Origin of the sequence: Zoogloea sp., from assembly GCF_041911615.1 — a bacterium.
Lineage (GTDB): Bacteria > Pseudomonadota > Gammaproteobacteria > Burkholderiales > Rhodocyclaceae > Zoogloea.
Window position 1 is genome coordinate 1 of the sequence record NZ_JAYROR010000064.1, and the last position, 16816, is coordinate 16816.

Sequence of the window (16816 nt, forward strand, 5' to 3'; positions counted from 1 at the left end):
CGGCGGCAGCGCGCGCGCGCGCTCGGGGGCAGCCAGGGGCGCGGCGCCGGGCCGCGCCAGCAGGGTGTTGAGTCGGGCCTGCAGCTGAGTGCGCTCGTTGTCCAGGGCGATCAGCTCGCTCCTCATGCCGGTCTGCTCCACCTGGGCGCGAATCACGTCCTGCTGGGCAGCCAGCCCGCCGGCGTAGCGCACCTGGGCGATCTGCGCCAGGCGCGTCATCAGGTCGAGGACTTCGCCGGTGAGCTGGGCGTTGCGATGCACGTACTGGAGCTGCGCGTAGGCGGCCTTGATGCGTGTCGCCAGCTCGACCCAGGTTCCGCTGGCACGGCCGTCGGCCCCTTGCGCGTCGAGCGCGGCGATCTCGCGCTTGAGGTCGCGCTTGCCGAGCCAGGGCACATCCTGCATCAACAGGTAGCGGGTGCTGCCGACCCGGGCCGGCGCCAGGCTGGGGCTCTGCTCGCCCATGCGGGTGAGGTCGCGCAGCTCGGTGCGCAGCTTCGGGTCCGGCAGGGCGCCGGCCGGGGCGACCCGCTCGGCGGCGGCCTCGGCCTCGTAGCGCATCGCGGCGTATTCCGGGTTGCGCGCGCGGGCGTAGTCGAGCAACGACTCGAGATTGGCGCCGAGCGCCGCGTCCTGCCCCCGGGCGGTCAGCGCCAGCGCGCCGAGCAGCCCCGCGACGCTCCAGCGGGCCCAGCGCCCGCCCCTGCCGTATCCTGCACGCTTCATCATTGCCGTCTCCGGGCACCGGGCGCCGCGCCGTGGCGCGCGCTCAGTTGCGCTCCAGTCGCACCACCGTCATCGCGCCGTCGACCTGCTCGGCCGCGAAGCGCACGGCGTCGCCCGGCTTCACCTGATCCAGCCACGCCGCGTCCCGCGCCCGGAAAGCCATCGTCATCGCCGGCATGCCGTTGGGCAGCGGGCCGTGGGAGAGGGTCAGACGGCCGGCGGCCTTATCCACCTTCTTCACCAGACCATCGCTCAACGGCGTCGCGGCGGGCCGGGCGGCCGTCATGCCGGCGTGCCCGGCGTGCCCGTCGGCGGCCACGGCCGGTGGAACGAGGGCCGCACCCAGGGCGGCGAGCAGGGGGAGAAAACGTTGCTTCATGGCAGGCTCCTTCACGGGGGCGGGGCGGAAACTCAGTGACGGGCAAACACGACGGCCGTGCCGTCGGCGTTCACGCGCAGGGTCTCGAAGGGGACGGTGCGCGGCCCCTCCATCCCCGGCGAACCGGGGGGCATCGACGGCACCGCGAGGCCGATGGCCGCGGGCCGCTCGGCGAGCAGGCGCCGCACGTCGGCGGCAGGCACGTGTCCCTCGATCAGATAGCCACCCACCCGCGCGGTGTGGCACGACGCGTAAGCCTCGGACATGCCGAGCGCCCGGCGCTGGCCGGGCACGTCGGCCACGTCGCGGGTCTTCACCTCGAAGCCGTGGGCGCGCAGGTGCTCGACCCACTTGCCACAGCAGCCGCAATACGGGCTCTTGAACACCTCGACCTGCGGGCCGGCCGCAACGGCGCTCGCCGCCAGCAGGCCCAGCACGGCGGACAGGATCGGACTCGGCAAGCGCATCGCGCAGCCCCCTTCGCTGACTCGGATGCCCCATTCTGGCAAGGGCTCCCCGACGGAAAGCTGTCCGGGAGATTACTTTTCTGTAATCTTCGCGCCGCGGCGGGCCGGACAGGCGACACTGCCGACACGCCAACGCCGTGGATGAGGCCATGAAAATACTGATCGTCGAGGACGAACCCAAAACAGGCGACTACCTCAGGCAAGGCCTGGCCGAGGCCGGCTTCACCGTCGACCTCGCGCGCGACGGCCTCGACGGCCTGCACCTCGCCAGCACCGAGGACTACGATCTGGTGGTCCTCGACGTGATGCTGCCCGGGCTCGACGGCTGGCGCGTGCTGCAGGCGCTGCGCCAGGCCGAGCGCGAGGTGCCGGTGCTGTTCCTCACCGCCCGCGACAGCGTGGACGACCGGGTCAAGGGCCTCGAACTGGGCGCCGACGACTACCTCGTCAAACCTTTCGCCTTCGCCGAATTGCTGGCCCGGGTGCGCACCCTGCTGCGGCGCGGCACCAAGACCAAGGAAGCCGACACCCTGCGGGTGGCCGACCTGGAGCTCGACCTGCCGCGCCGGCGCGTCAGCCGCGGCGGCCGGCGGATCGACCTCACCGCCAAGGAGTTCGCGCTGCTCGAACTGCTGCTGCGCCGCCACGGCGAAGTGCTGCCACGCTCGCTGATCGCCTCCCAGGTGTGGGACATGAACTTCGACAGCGACACCAACGTCATCGAGGTGGCGGTCCGCCGCCTGCGCGCCAAGATCGACGACGGCTTCGAACCCAAGCTGATCCGCACCGTGCGCGGCATGGGTTACGTGCTGGAGGCGCCGGCGTGCCCCTGACCCACGCCGTCGCGCGGCGCAAGTCGCTCACCTTCCGCCTCACCCTGCTGTTCGCCGCGGCGGCCACCGCCGTGCTGCTCGTGCTGGGCTTCATCGTGGTCCGCTCGGTCGAGCACCACTTCGAGGAACAGGACATGGCCACCCTCGGCGCCAAGCTCGAGCAGATCCGCCACACCCTGGCCCGCGCCCGCAACGCGGCCGACCTGGCGGCGCTGGCCCAGCAGCTCGACGAGGCCCAGAGCGGCCACCACGGCCTCGCCGTCGCGGTCCGCGGGCCGGACGGACGCACCCTGTTCGCAACCCACGCCGATCCCTTCCCACCGGACCTGTTCGCACGGGCCGGCGCCCCCACGACGGCACTCCGCCCGCAGGTCTGGCAAACGGCCGGACAGCCGCCCTACCGGGGCATCGTCGCCGAGCTACCCACCGGCGTGGCGGGCTGGCCGCGGGCCACGGTGGCGCTCGCCACCGACATCTCCCACCACCTCGGCTTCATGGCCTCCTTCATGCGCACCTTGTGGCTGGTCGTCGTCGGCGGCACCCTGGCCACCGGACTGCTGGGCTGGTTCGCCGCCCGCCGCGGGCTCGCGCCGCTGCGCGAGATGCGTCGGCGCGCCGCCGAGATCAGCGCCCAGCGACTCGACCAGCGCCTGCCGGTCGAATCGGTGCCGATCGAGCTGGCGGAACTCGCCGACTCCCTCAACGACATGCTCGCCCGGCTGGAGGACTCCTTCCGACGCCTATCCGATTTCTCGTCCGACCTCGCCCACGAACTGCGCACCCCGGTCAGCAACCTGATGACCCAGACCCAGGTCGCGCTCTCGAAGGCCCGTGGCGCCGCCGAATACCGCGAGGTGCTCGAATCCAACGCCGAGGAATTCGAGCGCCTGTCGCGGATGATCGCGGACATGCTGTTCCTCGCCAAATCCGACAACGGCCTGATCGTGCCCGGCCACGACCGCTTCGATCTGGCCGACGAGGTCGCCGCGCTGTTCGACTTCTACGGCGCCCTGGCCGAGGACAGCGGCGTCGCCCTCCGCTGCGACGGCAGCGGCAGCGTCACCGGCGACCGCCTGATGCTGCGGCGCGCCATCGGCAATCTGCTCTCCAACGCGCTGCGCCACACCCCGGCCGGCGGCCGCATCGACGTCGCGGTGCGCGTCGCGCCGGACGCCGACGGCGGCAGCGTGCGCCTCAGCGTGGCGAACAGCGGCACGCCGATCCCGCCGGAACACCTGCCGCGCCTCTTCGACCGCTTCTACCGGGTCGACGCCGCGCGGCGCCACGCCAGCGACGGCGCCGGCCTCGGGCTCGCCATCACCCGCTCGATCCTGCGCGCCCACGGGGGCGACATCGCCGCACGCACCGCCCAGGACGGCAACGTCTTCGAGATGTGGCTCCCCGCGCCCGAGGCACTGCCCCACTGCGCCGACGCCTGACGCCCACCGGACGCCGCCCATGAAAAAGGCCCGCACGAGCGGGCCTTTGCGGACTGACGGCCGGGGCCGGATCAGAACGGGATGTCGTCGTCGAAATCGCCGAAGCCGCCACCGCCGGCGGGCTTCTTCGGCGCGGGCGCACTGGGCGCCGGCGCACCGCCACCGTAACCGCCCCCCGCGTTGCCGCCACCGTAGCCGCCGCTGTCGCGGCTGCCACCACCACCGCCACCGCCGTAGCCGCCTTCACTGCGCGAGGGCGCGTCGGCGCCGCCCATGCCCTGACGGCTGCCGAGCATCTTCATCTCGTCGGCGCGGATTTCGGTGGTGTAGCGATCCTGGCCGTCCTTGTCCTGCCATTTGCGGGTGCGCAGCGAACCCTCGACGTACACCGGGCTACCCTTGCGCAGGTACTGACCGGCGATCTCGGCGAGCTTGCCGAAGAACACCACGCGGTGCCACTCGGTGGCCTCGCGCTTCTCGCCGCTGGCCTTGTCGCGCCAGGTATCGGTGGTGGCCAGCGTGATGTTGCAGATCGCATCGCCGCTCGGGGCGTAGCGGGTTTCGGGATCCTTGCCCAGGTTGCCGATAAGAATCACCTTGTTGACCGAAGCCATATCTCTCTCCTGAAAAATTCGATGGTCGCGGGCGGCGCGCTCAGGCGGCCGGGGCGACGCGGTGTACCGGCGGCGGCGCCATGCCGGCGGCGAGGATCAGCCACACCACGGCCAGGCCGCAGCCCAGCAGCGACACCGCGCCGGGGCCCACGTGCTGGGCCAGCCAGCCGCCCAGCGCGCCGCCGAGGAACAGGCCGACGGACTGCAGCGTGTTGTAGATGCCCAGGGCGGTGCCCTTGGCGTGGGCCGGGGCGATCTTGGAAATCCACGAAGGCTGGGTCGCCTCCAGCACGTTGAAGGCCACGAAGAACAGCGTCAGCAGCACGGCCAGCGGCCACAGGCCCGCGCCGCCCTCCACGTAGAGCCCGATCTGGACCAGTAGCAGCAGACCGATCGCGGCGTTGAAGACCTGCTTCATCTTGCCGCGCTTCTCGGCCACGATGATCGCCGGCACCATCACCACGAAGGACAGCAGCACGGCCGGCAGATAAACCTTCCAGTGTTCGGCGATGGGTAGCCCGGCGGCCACCAGCCCGGCCGGCACCAGCACCCACATCGCGGTCTGCATCAGGTGCAGCGCGAACACGCCGAAGTTGAGGCGCATCAGCTGGCCGTCGGCGAGCACCTCGCTGAAACGCCCCACGGCCCGCGGCACCGGCGGCGCGGCCGGCACGACGAACAGGATGGTGAAGATCGCCGCCACCGCCAGCGCGGCGGTGAGCCAGAAGAGGCCGCTCATGCCGATCAGGGCATACAGGATCGGCGCGGCGACCATCGACACCGCGAACACCAGCCCGATCGACGAGCCGATCATCGCCATCACCTTGGTGCGGTGCTGGTCGCGGGTGAGATCGGCGGCCAGCGCGGTGACGGCCGCCGAGATCGCGCCGGCGCCCTGCAGCACACGGCCGACGACGACCGTCTGCACGTCCTGGGCCAGCGCGGCGACCACGCTGCCGGCGACGAACAGCAGCAGGCCGACCACGATCACCGGCTTGCGGCCGAAGCGGTCGGAGGCGGCGCCGAAGGGAATCTGCAGGAAGGCCTGGGTGAGGCCGTAGGCGCCGATCGCCATGCCCACCAGCGCCGTGTTGTCGCCGCCGGGCATGCCGTGGGCGTGCACCGCGAACACCGGCAGGATCAGGAACAGGCCGAGCATTCGTAGCGCGAAGATCGCGGCCAGCGAGGTGCCGGCGCGGCGTTCGGCCGGGCTCATCGTGTCGTTGTCGGAGGAAGCCATGAAACGTGCTGCGTGGGGAGGGGCAAGAGGCGTATATTAACAGGTTGCCCCCACCCCGAACGCCCCATGGAAGCCATCCGAATCCGCGGTGCCCGCACCCACAATCTCAAGAACATCGGCCTCGACATTCCGCGCAACCGGCTCACCGTGATCACCGGCCTGTCCGGGTCGGGCAAGAGCTCGCTGGCCTTCGACACGCTCTACGCGGAAGGGCAGCGGCGCTACGTGGAATCGCTCTCGGCCTACGCGCGGCAGTTCCTGCAGCTGATGGAAAAACCGGATGTGGACCTGATCGAGGGCCTGTCGCCGGCGATCTCCATCGAGCAGAAGGCCACCAGCCACAACCCGCGCTCCACCGTGGGCACCGTCACCGAGATCCACGACTACCTGCGCCTGCTCTACGCCCGCGCCGGCACGCCCCACTGCCCCGACCACCCCGAGCACGCGCTGGAAGCCCAGAGCGTGTCGCAGATGGTCGATGCGGTGCTGGCGCTGCCCGAAGAAACCAAGCTGATGATCGTCGCTCCGGTGGTGTCGGGCCGCAAGGGCGAGCAGGCCGACCTGTTCGCCGAACTGCGCGCCCAGGGCTTCGTGCGGGTGCGGGTCGACGGTGTCGTCCATGAGCTCGACAGCCTGCCGGTGCTCGACAAGAACCGCCGGCACGTCATCGAGGTGGTGGTCGACCGCTTCAAGGTACGCCAGGACCTGCGCGGGCGCATCGCCGAATCCTTCGAGACCGCCCTCACCCACGCCGAAGGCCGCGCCATCGCCGTCGAGATGGATTCGGGCACCGAGCACCTGTTCTCCGCCAAGTTCGCCTGCCCGGTGTGCAGCTTCGCGCTCGCCGAACTGGAGCCGCGGCTGTTCTCGTTCAACAACCCGATGGGCGCCTGCCCCAAGTGCGACGGCCTCGGCCAGGTGGATTTCTTCGACCCCGAGCGGGTCGTGGTGCACCCCGACCTGTCGCTGGCCTCCGGCGCCATCCGCGGCTGGGATCGCCGCAACCAGTTCTACTTCCAGCTCCTCGCCAGCCTCGCCGACCACTACGGTTTCGATATCGAGACGCCCTTCGAGGAACTGCCGGCGCTCACCCGCAACGTCGTGCTGCACGGCTCCGGGCGCGACAAGATCGCCTTCCGCTACCTCGCCGACGGCGGCAAGGCGGTGCTCAAGGAACACGCCTTCGAAGGCATCATCCCCAACCTCGAACGGCGCTACCGCGAGACCGACTCGGTGGCCGTGCGCGAGGAGCTCGCCAAATACCGCGCCACCTGCGCCTGCCCCGCCTGCCACGGCAGCCGCCTGCGCACCGAGGCGCGCTTCGTGCTGATCGGCGGGCGCAACCTGTCCGAGGTCAGCCACCTGCCGCTGGCCCACTGCAAGGCCTTCTTCGACGGCCTCAACATGAGCGGCCAGCGAGCCCAGGTGGCCGACAAGATCGTCAGCGAGATCTCCGCCCGCCTGCAGTTCCTCATCAACGTGGGCCTCGACTACCTCTCCCTCGACCGCTCCGCCGACACCCTGTCGGGCGGCGAGGCCCAGCGCATCCGCCTCGCCAGCCAGATCGGCTCCGGCCTCACCGGGGTGATGTACGTGCTCGACGAGCCCTCCATCGGCCTGCACCAGCGCGACAACGACCGCCTGCTCGAAACCCTCCGCCGCCTGCGCGACATGGGCAACACCGTGATCGTCGTCGAACACGACGAGGACGCCATCCGGATGGCCGACTACGTGGTGGACATGGGCCCCGGCGCCGGCGAGCACGGCGGCCAGGTGATCGCCGAGGGCAAGCCCGACGAAGTCGCCGCCCACCCCGACTCGCTCACCGGCGCCTACCTGTCGGGCGCCCGCCGCATCGCCGTGCCGGCCAGCCGCCACGCGCCCGACCCGGAACGCCTGCTGCGCATCCAGGGCGCCAGCGGCAACAACCTCAAGAACGTCGCCATCGACGTGCCGGTCGGCCTGTTCACCTGCGTCACCGGGGTGTCCGGCTCGGGCAAGAGCACCCTCATCAACGACACCCTCTACGCCCACGTGGCCCGGCACCTCAACGGCAGCAACATCGAGGCCGCGCCGTGCGCCAGCATCGAGGGGCTCGATCACTTCGACAAGGTCATCAACGTCGACCAGAGCCCGATCGGCCGCACCCCGCGCTCCAACCCGGCCACCTACACCGGCCTGCTCACCCCGATCCGCGACCTGTTCTCCGGCGTCCCCGAGGCCAAGGCGCGCGGCTACGGCCCGGGCCGCTTCAGCTTCAACGTCAAGGGCGGGCGCTGCGAAGCCTGCCAGGGCGACGGCCTGATCAAGGTCGAGATGCACTTCCTGCCCGACATGTACGTGCCCTGCGACATCTGCCACGGCAAGCGCTACAACCGCGAGACGCTGGAGATCCGCTACAAAGGCAAGACCATCTACGAAGTGCTCGAGATGACCGTCGAGCAGGCGCTGGACTTCTTCCAGGCGGTGCCCATCGTCGCCCGCAAGCTCGAAACGCTGATGCAGGTCGGACTCGGCTACATCCGCCTCGGCCAGAGCGCCACCACGCTCTCCGGCGGCGAGGCCCAGCGCGTCAAGCTGGCGCTGGAACTCTCCAAGCGCGACACCGGTCGCACCCTCTACATTCTCGACGAGCCCACCACCGGCCTGCACTTTGCCGACATCGAAATGCTGCTCTCGGTCCTCCACCGCCTGCGCGACCACGGCAACACCGTGGTCGTCATCGAGCACAACCTCGACGTCATCAAAACGGCCGACTGGCTCATCGACATGGGCCCCGAAGGCGGCAACGGCGGCGGCACCCTGGTTGGCGCCGGCACGCCCGAGGCGCTCGCCACCAATCCCGCCAGCCACACCGGCCGCTACCTCGCCAAGCTGCTCGCCACCCCGACGCCGGACTGAACCCCCGCCCTCCACCGAAAGCCCGCCCATGTCCGACACCTGGTCCGCCCTCCGCCCGCAGCTCGAACACTTCTCCGGCCAGCGCCCGCTGGACGCCCTGCGCCGGGCCGACGAAGCCCGCGACGAGATCGCCCCGGCGCTGGTCGCCGAGCTCCTGCTTGTCACCGCCGACCCCGCGGTTGCCGAGGACGACGGCTACGTCCTGCACCTGTATGCGATGCTGCTCCTCGCCGCCTGGCGCGACACCCGCGCCTACCGCCCGCTGGCCCAGCTCGGCCACCTGGGCGACGACGCCGTCGACCGCATCTTCGGGCAGCTCGCCCACGCCAGCTACGGCCGCGCGCTGGCCTCGGTGTGCGACGGCGACATCGCCCCGCTCACCGCCCTCGCCGACGATGCCGACGCCAGCGCCTGGAGCCGCTGCGCCGCCCTCGAGGCGCTCACCCTGGCCGCCCTCGAAGGGCGCGCCCCGCTCGCCCCGGTGGCCGACTTCATCGCCGATTTCGGCGCCCGCCAGGCCGAAGCCCTGCGCGGCCAGCCCGACGCCGGCGCCGACATCCAGCTCCTCGACCTGGTCGTCGTGCACCTCGCCGACCTGGGCGCCACCGACCACCTCCCGGCCATCCGCAGCTGGTTCGCCAGCGGCCTCGTCGACGACAGCTTCGCCGACCCCGCCGACATCGAGACCGACATCGCCCGTCCCGCCGCCGAACGCCTCGCCGCGCTGCGTCGAACCGGCGGCCTGATCGACGACGTCGCCCGCGAAACCGCCGACTGGCCGGCCCTCTTCCATCTGCCGCCGGTGCAGCTGCCGCCGATCCCGCTCGGCGCCCTGCGCGAACCCGTGCGGCGCGACGAAGCCAAGGTCGGCCGCAACGACCCGTGCCCCTGCGGCAGCGGCCGCAAGTACAAGAAATGCCACGGCGCCACCTGACGCCGCCTCGCCGCCGTCATCGGGCCGACCCACCCGGTCGGCTATCATGACGCCCTCGTTCGCCCCCGGAAGCCCGCCATGACCGACACCCCCGCCGCCAACGACACCACCGCCAGCCTGGACGACTTCGAGGCCCGCGTCCTCGCCGTCCTGATCGAAAAATCCTTCGTCACCCCCGACACCTACCCGCTGTCGGTCAATGCGCTCGTCACCGGCTGCAACCAGCTCACCGGCCGCGAACCGGTCATGAGCCTGTCCGAATCCACCGTCCTCGCCGCGCTCGACCGCCTCGCCGAGCGCGGCCTGGTCAGCCAACGCCACCAGGCCGGCGCCCGCGTCTCCAAGTGGGAACACCAGATCCGCCTGCGCTACTCCCTCACCCCGCCGATGCAGGCCGTGCTCGCCATCCTGATGCTGCGCGGCCCCCAGACGGTGGGCGAGATCCGCGCCCGCTGCGAGCGCATGCACGCCTTCGCCAGCCCGGCCGAGGTCGAGGATGTGCTCGAACGCCTCGACGACAAGCAGCTCGCCATGGCCCTGCCCAAGGCCCCCGGCACCAAGGAAGCCCGCTACGCCCACCTGATGTGCGGCGAGGCGGCCATTCCCCAGCACGCCTTCGACGCCGACACCGGCGCCAGCGCCCCGCGCGGCAGCCGCGTCGGCGAACTCGAGGAAGAAGTCCGTCGCCTGCGCCAGCAGCTCGACTGGCTCACCGGCGAGTTCGAAGCCTTCCGCAAGCAATTCCAGTAATCCCGCAGCCCGACCGCACGCCCCATGCTCGTCCATCCCCAGTTCGATCCCGTCGCCATCGCCGTCGGCCCCCTGGCCGTGCGCTGGTACGGCCTGATGTACCTCGCCGCCTTCATCCTCTTCGTCGTCCTCGGACGCCTGCACGCCCGGCGCCGCCCCGACCTGGGCTGGGACGCCCAGCAGATCGACGACCTGCTGTTCTACGGCGTGCTCGGCGTCATCCTCGGCGGCCGCCTCGGCTACGTGCTGTTCTACAAACCCGCCTACTACCTCGCCCACCCGGCCGAGATCATCGCCGTCTGGCAGGGCGGCATGGCCTTCCACGGCGGCTTCCTCGGCGTGCTGGTGGCCATGTGGCTGTTCGGGCGCAAGACGCGGCGTCCGTGGCTCGCCGTCACCGATTTCATCGCCCCGCTGGTGCCCCTGGGCCTGGCCGCCGGGCGCCTCGGCAACTTCATCAACGGCGAACTCGTCGGCCGCGTCACCGACGTGCCGTGGGCGATGATCTTCCCGCAGGTGGACGGCCTGCCGCGCCACCCCTCGCAGCTCTACCAGTTCGCCCTCGAAGGCGTGTGCCTGTTCTTCCTGCTGTGGTGGTTCAGCGCGAAGCCACGCCCGCGCGGGCTGGTTTCGGCGGTATTCCTGATCGGCTACGGCGCCTTCCGCTTCATCGCCGAGTTCGGTCGCCAGCCCGACGACTTCCTCGGCCTGCTCACCTTCGGTCTGTCGATGGGCCAGTGGCTGTCGCTGCCGATGATCCTCGCCGGCGTCGCGATGGCCGTCTGGTCGGTCCGTCGCGCGCGCTGAGCCCCCCTCAACCGCAACCCGGAGAGCCCCCATGTCCGCCCTGTTCCAGCCCCTGCAAGCCGGCGCCCTGCTGCTGCCCAACCGCATCCTGATGGCGCCGCTCACCCGTTGCCGCGCCAGCACAGACCACGTGCCCGGCGCGCTGATGGCCACCCACTACGCCCAGCGCGCCAGCGCCGGCCTGCTGATCGCCGAAGCCACCATGGCGATCCCCGGCAACACCGCCTTCTGGTGCGAACCCGGCATCTACGCCGACGCCCAGATCGCCGGCTGGAAGCAGGTGACCGATGCGGTGCACGCCGCCGGCGGACGCATCTTCCTGCAGATCTGGCATGGCGGCCGCGCCTGCCACCCGCTGTTCAACGACGGGGCCCAGCCCGTCGGCCCGAGCCCCATCGCCATCACCAACAGCGAACTGCACACCCCCGACGGCAAGAAACCCTACGTCGTCCCGCGCGAACTGCGCGACGACGAACTGCCGGCCATCGTCGCCGGCTTCCGCCAGGCCGCCGCCAACGCCCGGACCGCCGGCTTCGACGGCGTCGAGGTGCACGGCGCCAACGGCTACCTCCTCGACGAATTCCTGCGCGACGGCGCCAACCAGCGCAGCGGCCCCTACGGCGGCCCCATCGCGCACCGCGCACGCCTGCTGCTCGAAGTTCTCGACGCCGTCTGCGCCGAACTCGGCAGCGACCGCGTCGGCCTGCGCCTCTCGCCGCTCAACAGCTTCAACAGCATGATCGACAGCGACCCGGTCGGCCTCGTGCGCTGGCTCGCCCCACGCCTCAACGACTACCGCCTGGCCTATCTGCACGTGATGCGCGCCGACTTCTTCGGCCAGCAGCAGGGCGACGTGCTGACCCCGGTCCGCGAACTGTACAAGGGCGTGCTGATCGGCAACATGGGCTACACCCCGGCGGAAGCCGCGAGCGCCATCGAAAGCGGCCAGCTCGACGCCGTCGCCTTCGGCGTGCCCTTCCTCGCCAACCCCGACCTGCCCGCCCGCATCAAGGCCGGCGCGCCGCTCAACGCCCCCGACCCGAGCACGTTCTACACCCCCGGCCCGGCCGGCTACACCGACTACCCCTTCATGCACTGACGCAGCGGGCCGGGCGCCCACCGCCCGGCCGCCTCACCGCAGCAGCCACAGCACCGCCATGCCGGCCACAAAGGGCAACCACGGGTTCTTCGACAGCCGGCTCGCCAGCACCGCCGCGATCGCCGCGCCCAGCTTGGGGTTGAACACCTCCACCGTGCCCGCCACCAGCACCACGTCGGGCACCACGATCGCCGCCAGCGCCGCGGCCGGCGCATAGCGCAGCGCCTTCAGCAGCGTCTCGGGCAGGCTCGCGCGCTCGCCCAGCACGATGAAGCTCGCGCGCGGCAAGGTCGTCGCCAGTGCGCCGATCAGCACGAAGGTCAGCCACAGCATCCCGTCCTCGCTCATCGCACCGCCCTCCGCGCCTGCCAGTGCTCGGCCGCGAAGCCCGCCGCGATGCCGCCGACGATCGCCGCCATCACCCCCAGCCGCAGCGGCATCCCGCGCAGCAGCACCGCCAGCGTTCCGCCGGTCGCGGCCGCCAGCAGCATCGGACGCAGCTTGGCCATCGGCACCAGCAGCACGATCAGCGCGATGCTGGCCATGAACTCCAGCGACCAGTTGCGCGGAATCGACCCCGCCGCCAGCACCCCGACCAGGGTCGCGCTCTGCCACACCAGCGCGCACCACAACGACGGCGCCAGGTAGTAGCCGAGCCGCCACTGGGGATCGGGCTCGCTGCGCAGGCGCTCCAGGGTCGTCGCAAAGACCCCGTCGGTCAGCACGTAGCCGCACAGCCAGCGCTGCGCCAGCGTCCCGCCGGCCAGCGGCCGGGCCAGCGCCGCGCTGAAGATCACGAAACGCAGATTCACCACCAGCGCGGTCGCCACGATCAGCCACAGAGGCGCGCCGGCCACGATCAGCGGCAGCGTGCCGAGCTGGGCGGTGGCGCCGAACACGATCAGGCTCATGCCCATCGCCTGCGCGGTGGAAAAGCCCGCCCCCACCATCGCCAGCCCGGTGACCAGGGCCCACGGCACGATGCCCACCGACACCGGCAGGCAAACCCGGAAGCCCTCGCGGGCGCCGGCACGAAAACTTGGCGACATGCGCGCTCCTCACGCTGTGGAGCGCCGAACTTAGCACGCCCGCCGGCACCGCGGGCGCCCGGCGAGAAAGCCCGCCAACCCGGGCCAAACCCGCCTAAAATCCGTCGTCCATGACAGCGGCGCACAGACGCCGCCCATCCAACCCCACCCGGAAGCGCTACCGTGCCCACCGCCTCCCTGCCACGTCTGCTGGCGTCCCTGGCGCTCGTCGCCGGCTCCGCCCTCGCCCAGGCCGGCGAACCGCTTCCGGACTGCAGCCGCCCGCGCACCCTGGCCCTGCACGAACACGGCCTGCTCTACGACCGCCAGACCGGCGAAGGCATCGACAAGGACATCGCCGACGAACTGAGCCGCCGCAGCGGCTGCCGGCTCAACCTCGTCGTGATGCCGCGGGCGCGGATCTGGCAGCTCATCGAGAGCGGCGGCCTCGATTTCAGCCTGTCCGGCATCAGCAACCCCCAGCGCGAACAGTTCGCCGCCTTCGCCTGGTACTTCTCCAACCCGTATTACCTGCTGGTACGTCGCGACAGCGGCATCCAGCGGGTGGACGACTTTGCCCGCAACCCCGCCCTGCGCCTCGGGGCGATCCGCGGCTTTCGCTACAGCCCCCGCGCCAACCGGATGGTCGACACCCTCGATGCCGACCTGCGGGTAAGCTACGCCACCGGCCTCGCGCCGCTCTACGAAACCCTGCTCGCCAACCGGATCCAGGGCATGATCATCGAACCCTTCGACTACCCGGCCCTCGAAAGCGCCCGCATCCGCGAGCAGACCACCATTTTGGCGTTCGACGACCCGGCGGTGCCCCACGGCCTGATCATGTCGCGGCAGGCCGTATCGGCCACCGAGCAGCAGCGCTGGCGCGCGCTGGTGGCGCAGATGCGCGCCGACGGCACCGTCGAGCGGATCTTCGACAAGTACTTCAAGCCCGAGCTGAGCCGGGCCATGACGCGATTTTGAAGCACCCGATCCGCCTCCCCCCCCTGCTGCTGCCAACCGCCGTCGGCCTCTTCTCGCTGGCCGTCACCGGCTGGCTGTGGCGGCACGAGCAGACCAGCCTCGACGCCAAGCTGCGCGCCGACTTCGATTTCAGCGTCCGCCACACCGTCAGCCGCATCGAGCAGCGCATCGCCACCTACGAACAGATGCTGCGCGGCGCCCGCGGCCTGTTCGACGCCTCCGACGACGTCCGCCCGGCCGACTTCCAGCGCTTCGTCGATGCGCTGACCGGCGGCGCCGAGTTCTCCGGCCTGCAGGCGGTGGTGTTCACCCGCTGGCAGGGCGACACCGCCCCGGTCACTTACGTCGCGCCCGACAGCCCGCGCAACCGCCGCGCCCTCGGCCGCGATCTCTTCGCCGACCTGCCGCGCCGTACCGCCATGCTGCAGGCGCGGGACTCCGGCGAGATCGCCATCACCCCGCGCATCGCGCTGCTGATGGACCAACCGGCCACCGCGCCCTCCTTCGCCATCTACCTCGCCCTCTACGACCGCGCCAACGGGCTCGACACCCCCGCCGAGCGGCGCGCCCACCTGCGCGGCTGGGTGCACATCGCCTTCCGCCTGCGCGACCTGATGGCCAGCCTCTACGGCGAGAGCACGCCGGGGATCGCCGTCTCGATCTACGACGACGTCGCGGCAACGCCCGCCAGCCTCATCTTCGAATCCCCGCCCGAGGCCGACGCGGACGCCCCGCCGCGCTTCTCGACCATCGAGTACATCGGTTTCCCCCAGCACAACTGGGCCCTGCACATCCGCACCACGCCGGCCTTCGAGGAGCGCCACAGCCGCAGCCCGGCGCGCGTCATCGCGATTGCCGGCGGCATCGGCAGCCTGCTGCTCGCGCTGTTCACCTGGCAGCTCGTCACCGGGCGCGACCGCGCCGACGCCCGCGCCCGCGCCATGACCCGCGAACTGCGCGAGAGCGAGGAGCGCATGCGCCACATGGCCCAGCACGACCCGCTCACCCAGTTGCCCAACCGCGCCCTGTTCTCCGACCGCCTGCAGGCCGCCCTCGCCCTGGCCCGGCGCGACCGTCACGGCGCCGCGCTGATGTTCGTCGATCTCGACCGCTTCAAGTCGGTGAACGACCGCCACGGCCACGCCGTCGGCGACCAGCTGCTGATCGCCGCCACCACCCGCATGCGCGACTGCCTGCGCGAGTCCGACACCCTGGCCCGCCTGGGCGGCGACGAATTCGTCGTCCTGCTGCCCCACATCGAACAACCCGACGACGCCGAGCGGGTCGCCAGCCGCATCCGCAGCGCCCTCGCCCAACCCTTCGCGCTCGACGGACTACGCCTCGAGATTTCCGCCTCGATCGGCATCGGCCTGTTCCCCGAACACGGCCAGGACGACATCGCCCTCATGAAGAGCGCCGACGACGCCATGTACCGCGCCAAGGACATCGGGCGCGACCGCCTCGTCTTCGCAGGGCGGACGCCATGAACAGCGGCGCCTTCCACCTCCCCGCCTACTTCGACTACCTCGCCACCTTCGCCTGGGCGCTGTCGGGGGCCATCGTCGGGCTGCGCAAGCGCTTCGACATCGTCGGCGTGTTCGTCCTCGCCCTGCTCACCTCGATGGGCGGCAGCATCCTGCGCGACGGCGTGTTCCTGCAACGCCCGCCGCCGGTGCTCACCGGCCAGCTCTACCTGCCGCTGATCCTCGCCGCCACCTTCATCACCGCCGCGCTGCGGGCCCGCATCGCCCACCTCAAGGTGGTGGACCAGCTCGTCGCCGCCATCGACGCCATCGGCACGCCCGCCTTCGCGGTGGTCGGGATGCAGCTCGCCCTGGGCGCCGGCGTCCCGCTGCCCGGCGTGATTCTCGTCGGCGCGGTCAGCGGCGTCGGCGGCGGCGTGCTGCGCGACCTCATCGTGCGCGACATCCCGTTCATCCTCCAGCCCGGCCAGTTCTCGGCACTCGTCGTGCTGCTCGCCTGCGTCGCGTTCCTCAGCTTCACCCTGGGCCTGCAGCTGCCCACCGAAGCCAGCGCCTGGAGCACCATCGCCCTCTCGTTCGTCGTGCGGATGCTCACCATCCGCTACAACTGGCGCACCCGCGCGCTGATGGGCGAATGACCCGGCCGGACCGAACTCCGCCGGCCCGCGCCGGTCGGAAAGCCTGGGGCCCGCATCCGGCGGGCACTCACCCAACCGAGGAGCCACCATGTCCGGAATCCCCGCCGTCACCGCCGTCCTGCACGACACCCCGTACCTCGTCACCCTGTCCGACGACCTCGGCCACCGCTGGAGCGCCGACGAACCGCCCGACGTCGGCGGCGGCAACACCGGCCCGGCCCCCGACCGGCTGATCCTCGGCGGCCTCGGCGCGTGCACCGCGATCACCATCCAGATGGTCGCCGCGCGCAAGCAGATGCCGCTCACCGGCGTGCGCGTCGAACTCGCGCTCAATCCCGCCGGCAAACCCGAAACCGGCAACGACATCGTGCGTCGGGTCTTCCTCGAAGGTGAGCTCGACGACGCCCAGCGCGCCCAGCTCCTGAAGATCGCCAACGCCTGCCCGATGCACAAGCTGCTCACCGGCGAAGTGCGCATCCACACCGACCTGGGCTAA

At 71.2% G+C, this 16816-nt stretch carries 18 protein-coding genes; 11 read left to right on the top strand and 7 right to left on the bottom strand.

Going from position 1 to position 16816, the window contains the following annotated elements:
• The 3 genes from ACE3P2_RS07140 to ACE3P2_RS07150 form a co-directional block, all read right to left on the bottom strand.
• Positions 1-729: TolC family protein (locus tag ACE3P2_RS07140; RefSeq protein ID WP_374262704.1), on the bottom strand; the 729-nt coding region annotated here is incomplete at its 3' end.
• 40 nt (positions 730-769) lie between these two features.
• A complete protein-coding gene (locus ACE3P2_RS07145; RefSeq protein ID WP_374262706.1) occupies positions 770-1105 on the bottom strand; it encodes a copper-binding protein in 336 nt (111 codons plus the stop codon).
• 32 nt (positions 1106-1137) lie between these two features.
• Positions 1138-1572 (bottom strand): DUF411 domain-containing protein, encoded by a 435-nt coding sequence (locus ACE3P2_RS07150; protein ID WP_374262708.1) that lies wholly within the window; start codon positions 1570-1572, stop codon positions 1138-1140.
• Positions 1573-1721: 149 nt separating this feature from the next.
• Here ACE3P2_RS07150 and ACE3P2_RS07155 point away from each other — a divergent pair, with 149 nt between their 5' ends.
• Both ACE3P2_RS07155 and ACE3P2_RS07160 read left to right on the top strand, forming a co-directional pair.
• Positions 1722-2405 (top strand): heavy metal response regulator transcription factor, encoded by a 684-nt coding sequence (locus tag ACE3P2_RS07155; protein WP_374262710.1) that lies wholly within the window; start codon positions 1722-1724, stop codon positions 2403-2405.
• Positions 2396-3844 carry a heavy metal sensor histidine kinase gene (locus ACE3P2_RS07160; RefSeq protein ID WP_374262712.1) on the top strand — a complete coding sequence of 483 codons (1449 nt, stop codon included), beginning with the start codon at positions 2396-2398 and terminating at the stop codon, positions 3842-3844. The genes ACE3P2_RS07155 and ACE3P2_RS07160 overlap by 10 nt, the downstream gene beginning before the upstream one ends.
• A gap of 71 nt (positions 3845-3915) precedes the next feature.
• Here ACE3P2_RS07160 and ssb read toward each other — a convergent pair whose 3' ends face one another.
• Entirely contained in the window at positions 3916-4458 is a 543-nt protein-coding gene (ssb, locus tag ACE3P2_RS07165) for a single-stranded DNA-binding protein (protein ID WP_374262715.1), read from the bottom strand.
• Positions 4459-4498: 40 nt separating this feature from the next.
• Entirely contained in the window at positions 4499-5674 is a 1176-nt protein-coding gene (locus tag ACE3P2_RS07170) for an MFS transporter (protein ID WP_374262775.1), read from the bottom strand.
• A gap of 90 nt (positions 5675-5764) precedes the next feature.
• Between ACE3P2_RS07170 and uvrA the strand changes: the two genes are divergently transcribed.
• From uvrA to ACE3P2_RS07195, 5 genes are all read left to right on the top strand, one after another.
• Complete coding sequence (gene uvrA, locus ACE3P2_RS07175; RefSeq protein WP_374262717.1) at positions 5765-8599, top strand: excinuclease ABC subunit UvrA; 2835 nt, start codon at positions 5765-5767, stop codon at positions 8597-8599.
• Positions 8600-8627: 28 nt separating this feature from the next.
• Positions 8628-9533, top strand: a complete 906-nt coding sequence (locus ACE3P2_RS07180; protein ID WP_374262720.1) for a DUF1186 domain-containing protein — start codon at positions 8628-8630, stop codon at positions 9531-9533.
• 78 nt (positions 9534-9611) lie between these two features.
• Positions 9612-10283 (top strand): YceH family protein, encoded by a 672-nt coding sequence (locus ACE3P2_RS07185; RefSeq protein WP_374262722.1) that lies wholly within the window; start codon positions 9612-9614, stop codon positions 10281-10283.
• Between the two features lie 24 nt (positions 10284-10307).
• On the top strand, positions 10308-11090 hold the full coding sequence (lgt, locus tag ACE3P2_RS07190) for a prolipoprotein diacylglyceryl transferase (RefSeq protein ID WP_374262725.1): 783 nt from the start codon (positions 10308-10310) through the stop codon (positions 11088-11090).
• A gap of 31 nt (positions 11091-11121) precedes the next feature.
• Positions 11122-12189, top strand: a complete 1068-nt coding sequence (locus tag ACE3P2_RS07195; RefSeq protein ID WP_374262728.1) for an alkene reductase — start codon at positions 11122-11124, stop codon at positions 12187-12189.
• 33 nt (positions 12190-12222) lie between these two features.
• On the opposite strand, the gene ACE3P2_RS07200 is transcribed toward ACE3P2_RS07195, so the two are convergent.
• Positions 12223-12537 carry an AzlD domain-containing protein gene (locus ACE3P2_RS07200; protein WP_374262731.1) on the bottom strand — a complete coding sequence of 105 codons (315 nt, stop codon included), beginning with the start codon at positions 12535-12537 and terminating at the stop codon, positions 12223-12225.
• A complete protein-coding gene (locus ACE3P2_RS07205; RefSeq protein ID WP_374262733.1) occupies positions 12534-13238 on the bottom strand; it encodes an AzlC family ABC transporter permease in 705 nt (234 codons plus the stop codon). The genes ACE3P2_RS07200 and ACE3P2_RS07205 overlap by 4 nt, the downstream gene beginning before the upstream one ends.
• Positions 13239-13400: 162 nt before the next feature.
• On the opposite strand from ACE3P2_RS07205, the gene ACE3P2_RS07210 reads away from it, so the two are divergent.
• The 4 genes from ACE3P2_RS07210 to ACE3P2_RS07225 all read left to right on the top strand — a co-directional run bounded on the left by ACE3P2_RS07210 (position 13401) and on the right by ACE3P2_RS07225 (position 16816).
• The gene (locus tag ACE3P2_RS07210; protein WP_374262735.1) at positions 13401-14198 is read left to right on the top strand and encodes a substrate-binding periplasmic protein; all 798 of its coding nucleotides are present in this window, start codon (positions 13401-13403) and stop codon (positions 14196-14198) included.
• Positions 14195-15685 (top strand): diguanylate cyclase domain-containing protein, encoded by a 1491-nt coding sequence (locus ACE3P2_RS07215; RefSeq protein WP_374262738.1) that lies wholly within the window; start codon positions 14195-14197, stop codon positions 15683-15685. The genes ACE3P2_RS07210 and ACE3P2_RS07215 overlap by 4 nt, the downstream gene beginning before the upstream one ends.
• Positions 15682-16320 carry a trimeric intracellular cation channel family protein gene (locus tag ACE3P2_RS07220; protein WP_374262741.1) on the top strand — a complete coding sequence of 213 codons (639 nt, stop codon included), beginning with the start codon at positions 15682-15684 and terminating at the stop codon, positions 16318-16320. The genes ACE3P2_RS07215 and ACE3P2_RS07220 overlap by 4 nt, the downstream gene beginning before the upstream one ends.
• Before the next feature lie 88 nt (positions 16321-16408).
• Positions 16409-16816 (top strand): OsmC family protein, encoded by a 408-nt coding sequence (locus ACE3P2_RS07225; protein ID WP_374262743.1) that lies wholly within the window; start codon positions 16409-16411, stop codon positions 16814-16816.